General features: G+C 36.7%; 13 protein-coding genes and 6 tRNA genes. 4 read left to right on the top strand and 15 right to left on the bottom strand.

Annotated features, from left to right (window positions below):
* Positions 1 to 34: 34 nt before the first annotated feature.
* A tRNA-Gly gene (locus BMZ99_RS08450) sits at positions 35 to 109 on the bottom strand.
* Positions 110 to 260: 151 nt separating this feature from the next.
* Between BMZ99_RS08450 and BMZ99_RS08445 the strand changes: the two genes are divergently transcribed.
* From BMZ99_RS08445 to BMZ99_RS08430, 4 genes are all read left to right on the top strand, one after another.
* Positions 261 to 1,493 carry a radical SAM/SPASM domain-containing protein gene (locus BMZ99_RS08445; RefSeq protein ID WP_090935276.1) on the top strand — a complete coding sequence of 411 codons (1,233 nt, stop codon included), beginning with the start codon at positions 261 to 263 and terminating at the stop codon, positions 1,491 to 1,493.
* Positions 1,494 to 1,538: 45 nt separating this feature from the next.
* Positions 1,539 to 1,838: a hypothetical protein gene (locus tag BMZ99_RS26975; RefSeq protein WP_090935273.1), complete on the top strand. Its 300-nt coding sequence runs from the start codon at positions 1,539 to 1,541 to the stop codon at positions 1,836 to 1,838.
* A 461-nt stretch (positions 1,839 to 2,299) separates the two neighbouring features.
* Positions 2,300 to 4,144: an APC family permease gene (locus tag BMZ99_RS08435; RefSeq protein WP_090935270.1), complete on the top strand. Its 1,845-nt coding sequence runs from the start codon at positions 2,300 to 2,302 to the stop codon at positions 4,142 to 4,144.
* A 183-nt stretch (positions 4,145 to 4,327) separates the two neighbouring features.
* On the top strand, positions 4,328 to 4,807 hold the full coding sequence (locus BMZ99_RS08430; protein WP_090935268.1) for a spore coat protein: 480 nt from the start codon (positions 4,328 to 4,330) through the stop codon (positions 4,805 to 4,807).
* Positions 4,808 to 4,979: 172 nt separating this feature from the next.
* On the opposite strand, the gene BMZ99_RS08425 is transcribed toward BMZ99_RS08430, so the two are convergent.
* From BMZ99_RS08425 to BMZ99_RS08360, 14 genes are all read right to left on the bottom strand, one after another.
* A tRNA-Leu gene (locus tag BMZ99_RS08425) sits at positions 4,980 to 5,063 on the bottom strand.
* Between the two features lie 14 nt (positions 5,064 to 5,077).
* Positions 5,078 to 5,153, bottom strand: a tRNA-Lys gene (locus BMZ99_RS08420).
* 4 nt (positions 5,154 to 5,157) lie between these two features.
* Positions 5,158 to 5,233 (bottom strand) — tRNA-Gln (locus BMZ99_RS08415).
* Between the two features lie 23 nt (positions 5,234 to 5,256).
* Positions 5,257 to 5,332 (bottom strand) — tRNA-His (locus BMZ99_RS08410).
* A gap of 358 nt (positions 5,333 to 5,690) precedes the next feature.
* Complete coding sequence (locus tag BMZ99_RS08405; protein ID WP_090935265.1) at positions 5,691 to 7,658, bottom strand: methyl-accepting chemotaxis protein; 1,968 nt, start codon at positions 7,656 to 7,658, stop codon at positions 5,691 to 5,693.
* A gap of 450 nt (positions 7,659 to 8,108) precedes the next feature.
* Positions 8,109 to 8,185: transfer RNA gene (locus BMZ99_RS08400), tRNA-Arg, on the bottom strand.
* Between the two features lie 67 nt (positions 8,186 to 8,252).
* Complete coding sequence (locus tag BMZ99_RS08395; RefSeq protein ID WP_090935262.1) at positions 8,253 to 8,720, bottom strand: GNAT family N-acetyltransferase; 468 nt, start codon at positions 8,718 to 8,720, stop codon at positions 8,253 to 8,255.
* Complete coding sequence (locus tag BMZ99_RS08390; RefSeq protein ID WP_090935259.1) at positions 8,717 to 9,796, bottom strand: alanine/ornithine racemase family PLP-dependent enzyme; 1,080 nt, start codon at positions 9,794 to 9,796, stop codon at positions 8,717 to 8,719. The genes BMZ99_RS08395 and BMZ99_RS08390 overlap by 4 nt, the downstream gene beginning before the upstream one ends.
* A gap of 78 nt (positions 9,797 to 9,874) precedes the next feature.
* Positions 9,875 to 10,474: a hypothetical protein gene (locus BMZ99_RS08385; RefSeq protein WP_090935256.1), complete on the bottom strand. Its 600-nt coding sequence runs from the start codon at positions 10,472 to 10,474 to the stop codon at positions 9,875 to 9,877.
* 353 nt (positions 10,475 to 10,827) lie between these two features.
* Positions 10,828 to 11,040, bottom strand: a complete 213-nt coding sequence (locus BMZ99_RS08380) for a hypothetical protein (RefSeq protein ID WP_090935253.1) — start codon at positions 11,038 to 11,040, stop codon at positions 10,828 to 10,830.
* A gap of 486 nt (positions 11,041 to 11,526) precedes the next feature.
* Complete coding sequence (locus tag BMZ99_RS08375) at positions 11,527 to 12,831, bottom strand: tyrosine-type recombinase/integrase (RefSeq protein WP_090935250.1); 1,305 nt, start codon at positions 12,829 to 12,831, stop codon at positions 11,527 to 11,529.
* Positions 12,832 to 12,910: 79 nt separating this feature from the next.
* Positions 12,911 to 13,420: a hypothetical protein gene (locus BMZ99_RS08370; protein WP_090935247.1), complete on the bottom strand. Its 510-nt coding sequence runs from the start codon at positions 13,418 to 13,420 to the stop codon at positions 12,911 to 12,913.
* A gap of 50 nt (positions 13,421 to 13,470) precedes the next feature.
* Positions 13,471 to 13,749: a zinc ribbon domain-containing protein gene (locus BMZ99_RS08365; protein ID WP_090935244.1), complete on the bottom strand. Its 279-nt coding sequence runs from the start codon at positions 13,747 to 13,749 to the stop codon at positions 13,471 to 13,473.
* Positions 13,750 to 13,954: 205 nt separating this feature from the next.
* Positions 13,955 to 14,653, bottom strand: a complete 699-nt coding sequence (locus BMZ99_RS08360) for a PDZ domain-containing protein (protein ID WP_175490502.1) — start codon at positions 14,651 to 14,653, stop codon at positions 13,955 to 13,957.
* Between the last annotated feature and the right edge of the window lie 157 nt (positions 14,654 to 14,810).

Raw genomic sequence — 14,810 nt, 5'->3', positions numbered from 1 at the left:
AACCCAGCAATAACTGCCGAGTTCAAAATTTCTATGGAGCGGAAGACGAGATTCGAACTCGCGACCCTCGCCTTGGCAAGGCGATGCTCTACCACTGAGCTACTTCCGCATATTATATTTAACTTTAATTAACAACGTTGTTAATTATATATGTAATCTTATTCTTTGTCAACATTCGATTGTTTTTTTGAAAGATGGCACACACCAAGATACCGTTTTTTGCATATTATGTAATAAATCCATAAAAGGAGGCTGATCTGTTGTATTATAACTTACAAAAACACTGCAAATTAGTAAAAGGTGCTACTCGTGCTGCAATCTACGACTTTAAAACAGGAAAGGTTCATTCCATTAACCAAAGTGCAGCCGGGCTACTCAGTGCCTGCCAGAACAACGCATTGGAAGATCTTTGGGATATGTCTTCTAGCGAAAGCACTCAATACATGACTTTCTTAAATAAATTAGAACAAAAAGATTTAGGATTCTTTGACGAAACATCTTCCGCATCTTTGCCAGAGCGCTCCTTGCCAGACTCCCCCGTCAAACTTGAGTTTCTGTGGTTAGAACTAACAGCAGCCTGCAACAGCAAGTGTTTGCACTGTTACTCTGAAAGCGGTCCTTCACGCAAGGAATTAGATCTCGTACCTCATCACCGCTGGCTTTCCTTAATAGAAGAGGCAAAAGCAGCAGGAGCTACCGATATTCAATTCATTGGCGGTGAGCCATTACTATATCCAAAATGGCGTGACTTAGTCATCAAAGCTTATGAAATCGGTTATGACTACATCGAAATCTTTACAAATGCTACATTAGTTGATGATGACTGTATCGATTTCTTTAAGCAATATAATGTAAGCATCGCCACAACTATTTATGCTAATAACGCCTCCGTCCATGACAGCGTGACCTTGCATCCTAATAGTTTTACAAAAACCATGAATGCTATCAAGAAACTACTAGAAGCCAAGATTCCTTTGCGCATCGCTTCTATTATTATGAAAGCTAATGAACATGAAGTGCCTAATATCCTTAAGTTATATGAAGAATTGGGTATGCCTGATGCATATCCCGATGTGATTCGCCCCACCGGCAGAGGGGACGATCAGCATTTACTTCCAACTACTTATACCAAGCCGCCTATTAAGCCACCTTTTTACACCGATGAAACTTCTTTTATGGCTTCTCAAACTTACTGCCAATGCCTGGCAGGAAAACTTGCGATTACCTCCACAGGTGATATCATACCTTGCATCTTTGCAAGAAATCAAGTATGCGGCAATATTCTCACACATTCATTAGCTGAGGTACTTACAGATTCGCCATTACAACAATGCTGGCACACGAATAAAAATCAAATTGAAAAATGTAAGGATTGTGAATATCGCTATGCTTGCACGGATTGTCGTCCGTTAGCTCAAGGCAACGATCCTAATAAGTCATGGCTGGCCCCTCCTGCTGCCTGCTCTTATAACCCTTATACCGGCGAGTGGTAACCTAGATATAGCGAATATCATTAATTTAAAAAGGAGAATATGCATATGTATTATGACGATGATGATGATGATTTCTATGATAATGAACAAAGACCTAAATGGGATCGACCAGAAATGTCTGAGTGGGATGATGATGACGATGATGAACGAGTTGTTATTATAGGGTGCGGTCCGTCATCTTCTTGTTGGCCCCGTCAGCAGCAGTGCTGGCCTCGTCAACAATGCTGGCCTCGTCAGCAATGCTGGCCTCGTCAACAATGCTGGCCCCGTCAGCAATGCTGGCCTCGTCAGCAATGCTGGCCCCGTCCTTGCAATCCAAATTCTTGCTGGCCTCGTCGCGATTAGAACTTCTTAGCAAAGCTTTCCCACTCCCTTAAGCATATACACTTTAAAGGCACTGGATACCTCCGGTGCCTTTAAATTTAGATATTTAGAACTTTTTCTACATTTTACTGCCCTATTTGCATCATAATTGTTGTAAATAGAGCTAAACAAAAGAAAATAGTCTTAATCTCAAGGATATTGATGATAGCTATTTTATTTGGTATAAATTATTGTTATTTATTACTAAATGGTTCAAAATCGTCCTTTCCTTTTACTATAACTACTGTATAATTGATTCTATGCCAAATAGCCTATCATCCCTCAGCCAGCTACAATCAAGAATCTTATGGCATTATTATTCGCACTTATCCTTTGGACTTAGCCGCTTTAGCTCCCGTTTATAGAAGACGGGATTCTTAAAGCGGTTTAGTAGTCATCGGATAAAACACATTTCACAATAAATATCGGAGGTAGATTCAACTATGATGCGATTCGTTCGACGAATCCTTATTGGCAAACCATTACACAATCAAGAGATACATAATGAAAAACTTCCAAAATGGAAGGCTCTGTCCATTTTTTCTTCTGATGCCTTATCCTCTGTAGCTTACGGCCCAGAACAAATTATGCTCATGCTAACTCTTCCTGGTATGTTAGCTTACGGCTATTTGGCACCTATATCTCTGGCTATTCTTGCCCTCTTGGCGATCGTTACCATTTCGTATGTACAAGTAGCTAAGGTTAATCCGGGAGGCGGAGGTTCGTATTCTGTTGCCATTACGAATTTAGGAGAAATGCCAGCGCTCACCGCAGCAGCTGCCTTGTTTGCGGATTATACACTTACGGTTGCTGTAAGCGTCTCTGCCGGAACTGCTGCTATTATCTCAGCTTTCCCCAATTTTGCTCAACACGAAGTTGCAATGGATTTATTTATTCTTTTTGGAGTCCTAATGTTAGTAAATTTACGCGGCATCCGCGAATCTTCCACCGCATTTGTATTTCCTACCTACGGTTTCATCCTTGGCATTATCGCATTAATTGGTACAGGAATTTATCAATCACTTACGAATCAAGCACCTATTTTCCCTCCTGCATCACTCGAAAAACAAATGGATTGGACGATTCTGGTTCTTGTTCTTCGAGCCTTTGCAAATGGCTGTAGTTCCATGACAGGACTTGAAGCAATTTCTAATGGTGTTCCCATGTTCCGTTCTCCAGGAGCACGCAATGCTACAATCACTACTTATTGGATGTCAGGAATCCTTGGCATCATGTTTATTGGCACTTCATTTTTAACTATGCATTTTCACATTTTGCCTTTACACGATATAACAGCCTTATCCCAAATTGCCGAACTCACTTTTGGTCGTGGCTGGGCATATTATTATATACAAATTACCACTATGTTAGTCCTCTATCTGGCTGCCAACACTTCTTTCAACGGATTGCCTCTTTTATTATCTATCCTTGCTAGAGACGGCTATATGCCGCGTTATCTGGGAGTAAGAGGAGAACGGTTAAATTTCTCTAATGGAATTGTGCTACTTAGTATTGTTGCTGGTATTTTAATCCTAATTTATCAAGGAAATACAGAACATTTGATCTCATTATATGCTATTGGTGTTTTTCTTTCCTTTACGATTGCGCAAATAGGCATGGTGGTGCATTGGAAAAAAGAAAGAACTCGTGGTTGGCATCTACGCGCTACAGTGAATACCATAGGTGCCACCGTTACCGGAATCGTTGTCTTAATTATTGCTATTACTAAGTTTTTTTATGGCGCGTGGCTTGTCTTAATATTTATTCCCATTATGATTTGTATTTTTAAAAAAATTCGCTCTCATTATAATGATATGGCCGATCAATTACATCTCCCCCTAGAAGATTTCAATCCAAATATTAAAGCTAATCTAAAAACAGGCAGAAATGTAGTAATCGTCCCCATCGCAACCCCCACCAGTGTTGTAGCTGAAACACTTAAGTATGCTAAAAGTATTAGCAACGACGTAGTAGCACTGCACATTGCAACAGACGAGGAAATCGGAAGAAAAGTAGAAGACAAATGGCGCGGCTGGAATCCTGGAATTGAACTTGTAACTGTATATTCTCCTTATCGTTTGGTAATCCAGCCCATACTAGACTACATTATCAATTTGGAACGTCAAAAAAATCCAGAAGATTATATTACAATTCTAATTCCTGAGTTTCAAACAAAAAAATGGTGGCATCGCTTATTACACAACCAAACAGGTTGGATACTTCGCACACTATTAATTTTAAGAGAAAATGTTATCGTAACTACTATTCCATTCCATTTGCAAAAATAAATATAGATCTTAAACAAATAGTACGGCATCAAAACAGATACGCATTATTAAGTACCACAGAGAGTACAACGAATATATATATATTCGTTGTACTCTCTGTGTCTTTTTATAGTTTTCCTTACTTTTTGCAACTATGAATAAAATTGAAGTTTTGAAACAAAATACTAAAAGGAGGTGATATATATGACACTGCAATTAACCCCAAAAGAAAAATCTTTGTTAGAAGATCAAAAGAAGCATGAGCAAATTTGTATAGAAAAATACCAATCCTATGCAAACCAAGCCCAAGACCCTACTCTAAAACAGTTATTTAACTCCTATGCCGGACAAGAACAGCAGCATCTAAACACTGTAAACCAAATGTTAAACGGTCAAATTCCCAACATGACTTCACAACAAAATCAGCAATCCAGCCAAAGTACCTCAACAACAACTCCATCATCCTCACAAGGAGCTGTTGCCAATAAAAACGATAGCACTCTCTGTACGGATATGCTAATGACTGAAAAATTCGTTTCTGGAGCTTATGATACAGCAATCTTCGAATTTGCTGATCCCAATGTACGTCAAGCTCTCAACCACATACAAAAAGAAGAACAAGGACATGGTCAAGGGATCTTCCAATACATGCAAAGCCACGGTATGTATAATACACAATCCTAATACTATACACTACATAAAAGGAGACAAATCATTACCTTACAGTTATGATTTGTCTCCTTTTATGTTAGCAGAAATACGATACAGGCACTCTAAAGGGTGTAGAGGTATAAAATACGCAGATCGTCTACACAAAAAAAGACTCCAGAAAATTCTGAAGCCTTACATCTTTGAATGGTGCGGGAGAGGAGACTTGAACTCCTACACCTTGCGGCGCCAGATCCTAAGTCTGGTGCGTCTGCCATTCCGCCACTCCCGCATAATTAAGTTAAATGGTGGCTCACCCGCGGCTCGAACGCGGGACACCCTGATTAAAAGTCAGGTGCTCTACCAACTGAGCTAGTGAACCATAATGGCAGGGGTAGCTGGACTCGAACCAACGCGTGCGGGAGTCAAAGTCCCGTGCCTTACCAACTTGGCTATACCCCTATATTGTTACTAGAGTTAATGAATGGGGTGGCTGAAGGGGATCGAACCCTCGAATAACGGAACCACAATCCGCCGTGTTGACCGCTTCACCACAGCCACCATATATCTGCGATATTTCCTCTTAACATCCCCTAGCGACAAGATTTATTGTATCATGTCTACCTTGTTATGTCAAGCACTTTTTAAAAGTTTTTTTCTTTTAATCAGTTAACTCGCTTATCGCCTCTCAACAACTTCATTAGTATATCAAATCATTTATAGATATACAATTGTTACATTAGGTTATTTTATTTGATTATATTAATAAATTATCCTATTTCTCTTCTTTTCTCTTTATTTCTCATGTTTACTATATTTTTTTTAAAAAATAAGCTTTATCTTGCAATCTCTTATAAAAAATGGATTAATAAGATAAAGGTACAATGCGACATAATAGAAGCATCGTACCTTGCCAATTTTATACTTTAAATTTATGAACAACTTCTTGCAGTTCACTAGCCATGGTTGCTAAACCAGAAACAGCTGTTACGATTTCATGCACAGAAGCATTTTGTTCTTCACTAGCTGCTGCAACTTCTTGAGAGCTCGCAGCATTCGTTCTTGATGCATCTGCAATACCAGTAATCGATTGACCAACTTGTCCACTTCCAGTTAACTGCGAATCCATTAATGCTAAAATACTGTCTACTTGCCTTCTCATTTCCTTTACATCTACGTAAATTTCCTCAAATGCTACTTTTGAAGCAGAGACCACTTTAACGCCTTCTCCTACCTCTTTACTTCCTTTATCCATTGCATCTACCGCTTGTACTGTCTCACTTTGGATTGCACCGATAATCTCAGCAATTTCTTTTGCTGCTTCCTGCGATTGTTCAGCTAATTTTCGCACTTCATCCGCTACCACTGCAAAACCTCGTCCTTGTTCTCCAGCTCTTGCAGCTTCAATCGCAGCATTTAACGCCAACAGATTCGTTTGTCCTGCAATATTTGTAATTACTTCAACGATTTGTCCAATCTGCCTTGACTTTTCACCAAGAATATTTATTTTTTCTGCTGCATTCCCCACATCTTGACGAATATTATTCATCAACTGTACAGCCTGATTGACTTGTTTTAATCCACCTTCAGCTGACTGTTCACTTCTCTCTGAAACGCCAGCCACTTCACAGGCCGCTTGGACTGCATCCGCAATACCCGCTTGCATTTCTATCATTATAGTAGAGGATTCATCCGACAACCGAACTTGAGTCGTAGCACTTTGCGCCACATCCTGAATTGTGGCCGTAACTTCTTCCGAAGCTCTTCCCACTTCTGTAGCTGATGCCGTTAACTCTTCGGCAGAAGCAGCTACAGATTCAGCAACGGAAGCTGCATGCAGAATAATTTTTCGTAAAGCAACTGTCATTTGATTTACACCTTGCACCAACTGATTTACTTCTAAAACTCCATCGGCAACTAAAGTATGCGATAAGTCTCCTCCGGCTACTAATTCAACAGAATGAACTACTTTCTGCAGCGGAGTAACGATGCTACGAGCTATATAAAATGCTGTAACTGCAGCTAATATCAAAGAAATAAGTAAAATTCCAATTATAATATAGGATGCTGTGATCGCTCCATCATAAACATCTTTAAGCGGTTCATTTACAATAACGCCCCATTGATACTTAGCTACTGGTATAAAAGCACTAATCGTCTTGTCACCACGACTAGAAACAGCTTCTATTGTTCCAGTTTGACCTTCTATTACTTTTTTTACATATTCAACTGCTGCAAAGCTTTCCTTTTTTAGTACCTTTTCATGATCCGGATAAGCAATCACGACACCATTGTGATCAACAATTTCAACATATCCATTTTTACCTACCTTAACATTATCAGCAATTGCCCAGAGGCTTTGCAAGCCAATATCTGCAGCAAATACACCTAGAACTGTTCCTGTAGGACTCTTAATGGGAACAGAAATCGTTATACTTGGAGCATTTGTAAAAGAAGATATGTAAATATCAGTAAAAAAAGTACTTCCCTTCATCGCTTCTTTAAAATAAGGCCTATCTGCACGATTTGCTAACGTACCAGCTGTTCTTGCAACTTGCATACCACTTGCATCCATTACATAGATCAATTCAAATTGAGGGTTTTTTTGTTGGAAATTTATAATCATATCACGTAAGGCAATCCCGTCTAGAGAACGTGCTGTCGGACTTGCGGCCAACCCCTCAGTCATCCCTATAGAGTCATCTAACATAATTTCAATTTGTTTGGCAATTTGGGAAGCGGTATTATTATTGCTATGTATCACTGCCTCTTTCGTCGTTATTACGCTTTTATAAATACTGATTGCTCCACCAATTGCCGCAGGAATAACAGCAAATAATATAAAGAATATAATCAACTTGGTTCTTAAACTATTTCCCTTAAACATAATAATCCCCTCTCTACATTCTACTTATTTAACAATAGCTCTTCTTTCTTCTATGCAATGAGAGCTTTATAACCACTACTACTATTCTAACTTTTTTTCCCATTTCCTGCCTATTCTTATAAAAAAAGAAGATTGCTTACAAAATTTGATATTGCTCGTTATTATAACATACCAACTTCTGTAAAACTACAAAAAGCAACGACAATTATTATTCAATTCACAATTATCACTCATTTTTCTAGTGAATACCATAATTAAAATAAAATCTTAAAGGAAAGTCTTAAGACTAAACTAATTATCTTTCATAAGAATTCCTTATCCTAGCCGAATTCGACCAGTCCACGGCCAAAATAAACCTAATCAAAGAAGCATTCTAATCTCCGCCACACATTTCAGTCGTATAAAACAAAAAAGCTTTACGAAAAATTCGTAAAACCTTCAAATACCTAATGGTGACCCCGGCAGGATTCGAACCTGCGACCTCTTGATTCGTAGTCAAGCGCTCTATCCAGCTGGGCTACGGAGTCATTGTTCAATTACCTTACTTAAATAGTATAATGGTTTTAATCTGTTATGTCAATACTTTTTTATTATCTACAATTTCTGCATAAAATTGTCAAGCTGCAGTTTCATTATCAGCCTATTTTCGCCTGGTCCATATTCATTCTCTCTCAGTTCTATAATTTGAAATCCCAACTTTTTTTCATATATTGCAACAGCTGCAGCATTCTTCGGATCGACTGTTAATTCAATTTCTGTAATATCTTCTCGATACAAACTCTTAAAACTTTCTTCAATCAATCTGGTTCCTAACCCTTTCCCCCGAAAATTTTTATCCGTAGATACACCAACCATATATGCTCTTTGAGGACAATCCCAATCCAGCATATATTGGATCAAACCAACAACCTCCTGATCCTTGCGAATAATAAAAACACGTCCATGCCTTATAAGTGGAACCAAATGCCATTTATTCAACCCACCATCATCAAAAGCGCTTATTTCTAACTCTACTAGCCGCTTAACTAAATCTGGCTCAACATTTTTTACTAATTCAATCATACTATCCCTCTTTTAAATTTCTTTGTTACATAACTAGAATCACTCACCGAAAGCAATCCAGAATAAGATAAGGAAAATTCAACATCGTCTCCTACCTTTATTTCCTTTTCACATTCTGTAATGTCAAGAATTAAATGGTCACTACTTGCCCCTATAATTTTAATACTTTTTTCTACTGGAAATATACCTTCTACATCCACATCTTGTTTTCCTAAAGCTAAAATTGCTCGATTTCGAACTCCTTTATCAATAAATTGAGGTATATTCCCAAATGCGTCTCTACCAATATCTCCAGTCGGTACAGAAGGTTTACATTTTACTTCAATCACCTCAGCTCTAAGAAGAAAAGCATCCTGTAACAGCCAAGGTATTCTGCGATTATGGGTGGTATCCGTACCTAACAAAATTCCCTCACCAATACGCAATTGATTAATTCCCAACGGAACATTGTTCTTCTCTACTAATGATAAACTGGAAGTTCCACCACCAGAAATCACTTCTAGCGCTATTCCGATTTTTTTCTCTATTGCATTAGCTAAAGTAACTAAAACCCCTAAATTCTCCGGACTCGGCAAAATTCCACCAAAACACCCCATATTAGTTCCCAAGCCTAATAAATGTACTCCGCTTAGACTTGAAATTTGTATCACGGCATCAAGAACTTGATCAATCATCAATCCTTCCCTAAGATCTCCTACATCTACCATTAAAATTATATTGTGTTTCTTTCCAACCCTTTTGGCAGTCTCCGATAGAGCTTGGATTACTGCCATTTCCGAATTAATGCTTATATCGGCGTACTGAACAATTGTTTCAATATTACTTAATCTCGGAAGCCTCAATAAGGTTATTTCCTGATTAAAGTTTCGTTTGCGAAGCTCTATGATGTTTTCAAGTCTAGCATCCGCTAATCCATCAACCCCTCCTTCTACCATAGCTGAAACGATCTGATGCATTGCGCTAAATCCTTTAGTTACTCCCAATACTGAGATTCCCAAACGATGGCATCGTGCAACGACTTGAGAGGTATTATATATAATTTTATCTAAATCCACTTCTAGAATTGTAGTATCCATACTATTCCCTCCGTCGCATAACATTACGTGCTTCACAATCAATTACATCATTCATTTATCTATTTAATTTTTTAGATTTTATCTCACCTGCGCAAAATCAAAATAGAAATTATGCTCCCGTTTATCTTTTGTAGTAATTGATAATATAACCGGTTTATCAATTGCTATCTTTTTTTCTAAAAAATATATATAGCATTGTAATCTATATGTAGGTTTCTCAATACTCTTTGCCATTTTTTCTGCCATAGGGGGTATGACAATCTGATACGCCTGAATGGAAGCATCACCTTGTTTTAAACTAGCAATAGCATTCTGCCCAAACTTTTCTTGCGAACCATACAACGTCACACTGAAGGTAAGATAACCATTATAATTTGTTAATATATCTTCACTATCCTCTAACTGAGGGCTTACTCCTCTTAGACTCTTCTCTCTTGCATCTGTAGCCAATAATAAAAACTTTGTATATAGGTACGCTTTCTCAGAAAATTCGTTAAGTCGTGGGGTTTTCTCTTCATAAGAAATCCATGGCATTAAAAACGCTTCCCATTCCATGTTAGCATGCTTCTCACCATATTGCTGCGCTGCTTTAATTTCTTCTCGATTAATAAGGGCTATGGCAAAAGCCTGATTGCATACTAATACCAACAAGACGATAATGGACCCTAGTATTCTCATAATAGTACCTCCTAATGTTTCGATATAATATCTTCCCCTATAAAACCTTGTAAAATCGACATGCTGCCGTCTTTGCTATGCTTCGTTTAAACAAAAAGGCAGAGCCTTCTATACAGACTCCACCTTCCTTTCTTTATCTATATAGATTACTAAGATCTAAAGATATATCTAAGGATAAAATATCAAATTCAACATACATCTCTTGTACTATAAGCTTAATAAATGTACTAACATTATATAGAATATTCAAAATAAAATCAATAGAGTACAATCGAGCAGTATCGCTCATTAATTCTTATTTTTACTTCATTATATTCAGTTGTGAAATTTAAAGCATAACGACTTCTCAACTATTATTCATCACTGCTCTCTTCTAATAACCAAAGTTCATCTTCTGGAACAACAATCAATTTTTTATCATCACCGCATTCAACTAAATATATCCAATTGTAATTAAGAAATCGATAACTAACAATAACCCCTTTCACTAAAGAGCTTCCAAATAATGTTCGCTTCTCAAAAGATACTTTATCATTGTTTTTATATCTATTAATTTTGTTATCCACTACAAGTCCCTCCCTGCTAGCTATTAATCTGCATTTGCATATAAAGCAACTTATTATAAGCATTAAAAAATACTTTTAACAGCATGATCAAACTTTCATTTACAGATATAGTTATTATGACCACTCGATAAAAGAAATATGACCTTCTAATATGGAAGTCTAATTAAATTTAGTTTTTAACTTTACTCTTTTACATCTTGATTTACACATTTATACACTAAAAAAGCTTGCATAAATGTATGCAAGCTTAAACATTTCATGGTGTGCCTGGCACGATTCGAACGTGCGACCCACGGCTTAGAAGTGTGATGGGCGATATTTTTAGACATTTTCACGAACCCTTATATTCCCCATTAGCCATTGATATTACTGGATTAATCACATTTACAGTACAATATTCCACTTGTCGTTGTTATTCATCACACTAGGTTTTCTTGGTTAAATTCGGTGGCGTAGCAGAAACTTTGCAGAAACTTTTTATACTTATTAACCCTTTATTTCCGTAGGTTTTTCCGTGGATTTCTGTAGTAATTCAGATAGTTTTTCAGCGGTTTTCATATCTGTCTCAGGCATTATGTGTGCATAGGTCTGCATTGTGAAGGAATACGAGGAGTGACCTATTCGCTTGGATATATCTTTGGGATTGACGCCCTGTAGAACCATCATAGAAACATTTGTATGACGAAGGTCATGTATCCTTACATGTTTTTCTATGCCAGCCTTCACCAGTAATTTCTCAAAGAATCTATTAAAGTTATGTGGGTCTGGCGTTCCCCTTTTATTATTGCAGAATACATATTCGGTATCACCCATGTATTCCTTATGTTTACTTAAAATCTCAATAACTTCGGATGGTACTGCTATTGTTCGTTTACCTGCGTATGTTTTAGTGTCATCTTCTTGGTAGGCTTTCTTACCAGTAATTTGTAATAACGTTTCTGTAATGGTTAGTATACCATTATCTAAATCAACATACTTCCATTTAAGTCCCATTAGTTCACTACGCCTAAGTCCAGTGTACACAGCGACTACCAATGCAGGATAATAGCTTTGATTCACTTTTTCGTTAATTTCACCGTTCTTCTTGATATTATATAGCCTAGCTGTTTCTAGTAGTTTCACAACCTCTTCGACAGTTAGAATATTAATCTGTGGTTTTACTGCTTTGGGCTTACTACAAGCAGTAGCAGGATTATAGGCTAGTATCCTATGTTTTATAGCATGATTCAGGATATTATGGATTATACGATGGAAATGTATTACTGTATTTGGGCTGATTGGTTCATTCTTCTTTTCTTCAGTTTTGCTATCTCTTTTTCTTTGAGAATTAGTTCCCATCTTTTCACTATAGAAACTATTTAGTTTTTCTGTGGTTATATCCTTCAATGCTATAGAACCCAATGAAGGCAATATATGATTATCCAGGTATAATCTCCAACCTGACAATGTTGTTTCTTTTTTACCTTCAATCTCCTTATCCTTTAGCCATGTATCAGCGAACTCTTTGAATTTCACCTTGTTCGATACTATGTATATTCCTTTGCTGGCTTCTTCACGTTTCTTTTGTAGCCATGCAGAGGCTTCTCTTTTACCTTTGAAGGTCTTGGTGCACCTTTTGTTATTGATCATTATTTGAGCTTCGACATACTTTAGCTCATACTCTTCGCCATTCTTACGTTTCTTCTTGACTACCTTGTCATAGATTGTACCCTCGCCATTCTGCCGGCTTTTGGTTTTCTTCTTTTTGGCTGCTACATCTCCATTATTAACTAAGTCTTCCTTTCTTTTCATAAAATTCCACCGCCTTCCTTAAGGCTATTATATATATTTCTGCAGAAAAAGACAAGGGTCTATATGTTTAAAACTCAGATTACCTTATATTATTAATGTAATCAATAAAATTTTTATAGTCTAGCACTTTAATGGATATTACTTCTTCTACGCTCTGTTTAATGTGATCATTTGTAACTAATATATCAACATCAGCATTTGCAGTTAGTGCAATTATTCGATCTTTTATATCATTTTTAGGATCGCCATCTGGTTTAATGTTCGAGTATAATTTTTCATTCTCAGAAGATATCCACTTAGATTCGTCATAGCCCGATCCTACAACATCATATGCAAAGACTTCTGTTGCAACATTTTCTGTAAACTCATTAAGAAACTTCAATAGCCACTCTTTCTTATCCGTCTTCTCAGGATACCTATTTAAATCTATTGCTTCTAACTCGCCTTCAATAATCTTGTTGCTATATAATTTTATATTCCCTGTTTTGATTTGTTCTATAAGTCTATCTCTGCTAATATCATCCTCAAAGAGTTTATCATAGATATTAGTATCAATCATCATTTTTACGCTTTCCTTATAATTTGTCATAAATATAACTCCTTTTTAAATATAGGCATGACTTTGCTAACAACTAATAATCACTCTGCTCTTACTTCAACTAAATCTCTACCACAATATCTACATACTTTTGCATCAGGCTTGATCATCTCCGCACAAAATGGACACTTCTTCATGCCAGCTTCAAGCATTTCTTTTTCCTTGTGCTCTACTGTAGACTTAATAACAATAGAATGAATCAATGCAACTATGAATAACAGTACTCCATACACGTACCACGAAAAGAAACTACGTCCCTTTGATTTTGCTATGACTCCAGGGATTAGACCAAGGAATAAAGCAGGAATAAATATTTCCATTGTACTGCCTCCAGTTTACATTATTATACAAAGATTACTTAGGCATAAGCTGACATTATTCCTTTATTTTCCCTTTAAATATTTAAAATAATATCTGAACTACAAATAGAAATACGCTAGCCTATACACTTATAACAATGTACAAACTAGCGTTTATATTTAAAGAAAACGATATGAATTGCTTGAAACTAAAATTATTTTTGTCTTATTTCTTAAATTCAGGTGGCATGTACTCTGATGTTATGCTATGGATCTTCTCAACTTCACCACGTTTAATTAAAAACTTCAATGTTGTTTGTCTAGTTTTATCAAAGAATAATCCGTCAATAGCATCGCTATTCCTAGCTTTCTTTAACTTAACATCATTAACAGCAATTAATACATCACCAATCCTTATTCCTTCTTTTTCAAATGCGCCAAATGGTGAAATATCCGTGATTGGAAAACCACCATTTTCTTTTTTGCTACTACAGTTAAAACCAAATAGATACATTCCATTAAAATATCCTTTTACATTTTGCAAATAAGGTATTTCAGTATTTGCAGTACCGACAGGGGTAATAGTAGTCGCTCCATTAGGTGCATGAGAGGTACATGTTTCACTAACAGATAGAATAACATCCTTATCTTTTTGTACAAAAGCAAACCCTAACCTATTTTCGTATGACCAAGTATATTGACCAAATAAACCTGCATTTTGTGTTCTTGTAGCTAATAAAACTAAATTGTTATCACTAGCCTGTTCAATTATCCAATTAGATCCACTGAGTGCCAGTTTTTCAATTATGTAGTTTTTAACTTCCTTTGTTTCCACATCATTAATCACAACATGTGATGCCGCAAAAACCGTTGTATACATACAGCTGAAAACGATACCTAAAATGATAAGTGCTTTTCTAAACATATAATATTCCTCCATTTACAAATCTACCCTTATTACTTAGGCATAAACTGACATTTTCCTTTATTTTCCCTTTGAATATTTCAAATCATCGCTACATCGGAATATAACCACCTATACTTTACTATGGACACACTCTCTAAAATTCAACACAGGCGAT

This window comes from Pelosinus propionicus DSM 13327 (assembly GCF_900114615.1).
GTDB lineage: Bacteria > Bacillota > Negativicutes > DSM-13327 > DSM-13327 > Pelosinus > Pelosinus propionicus.
Note: the sequence above shows the minus strand (reverse complement) of the source record. Positions and strands in the feature narration are given on the sequence as shown.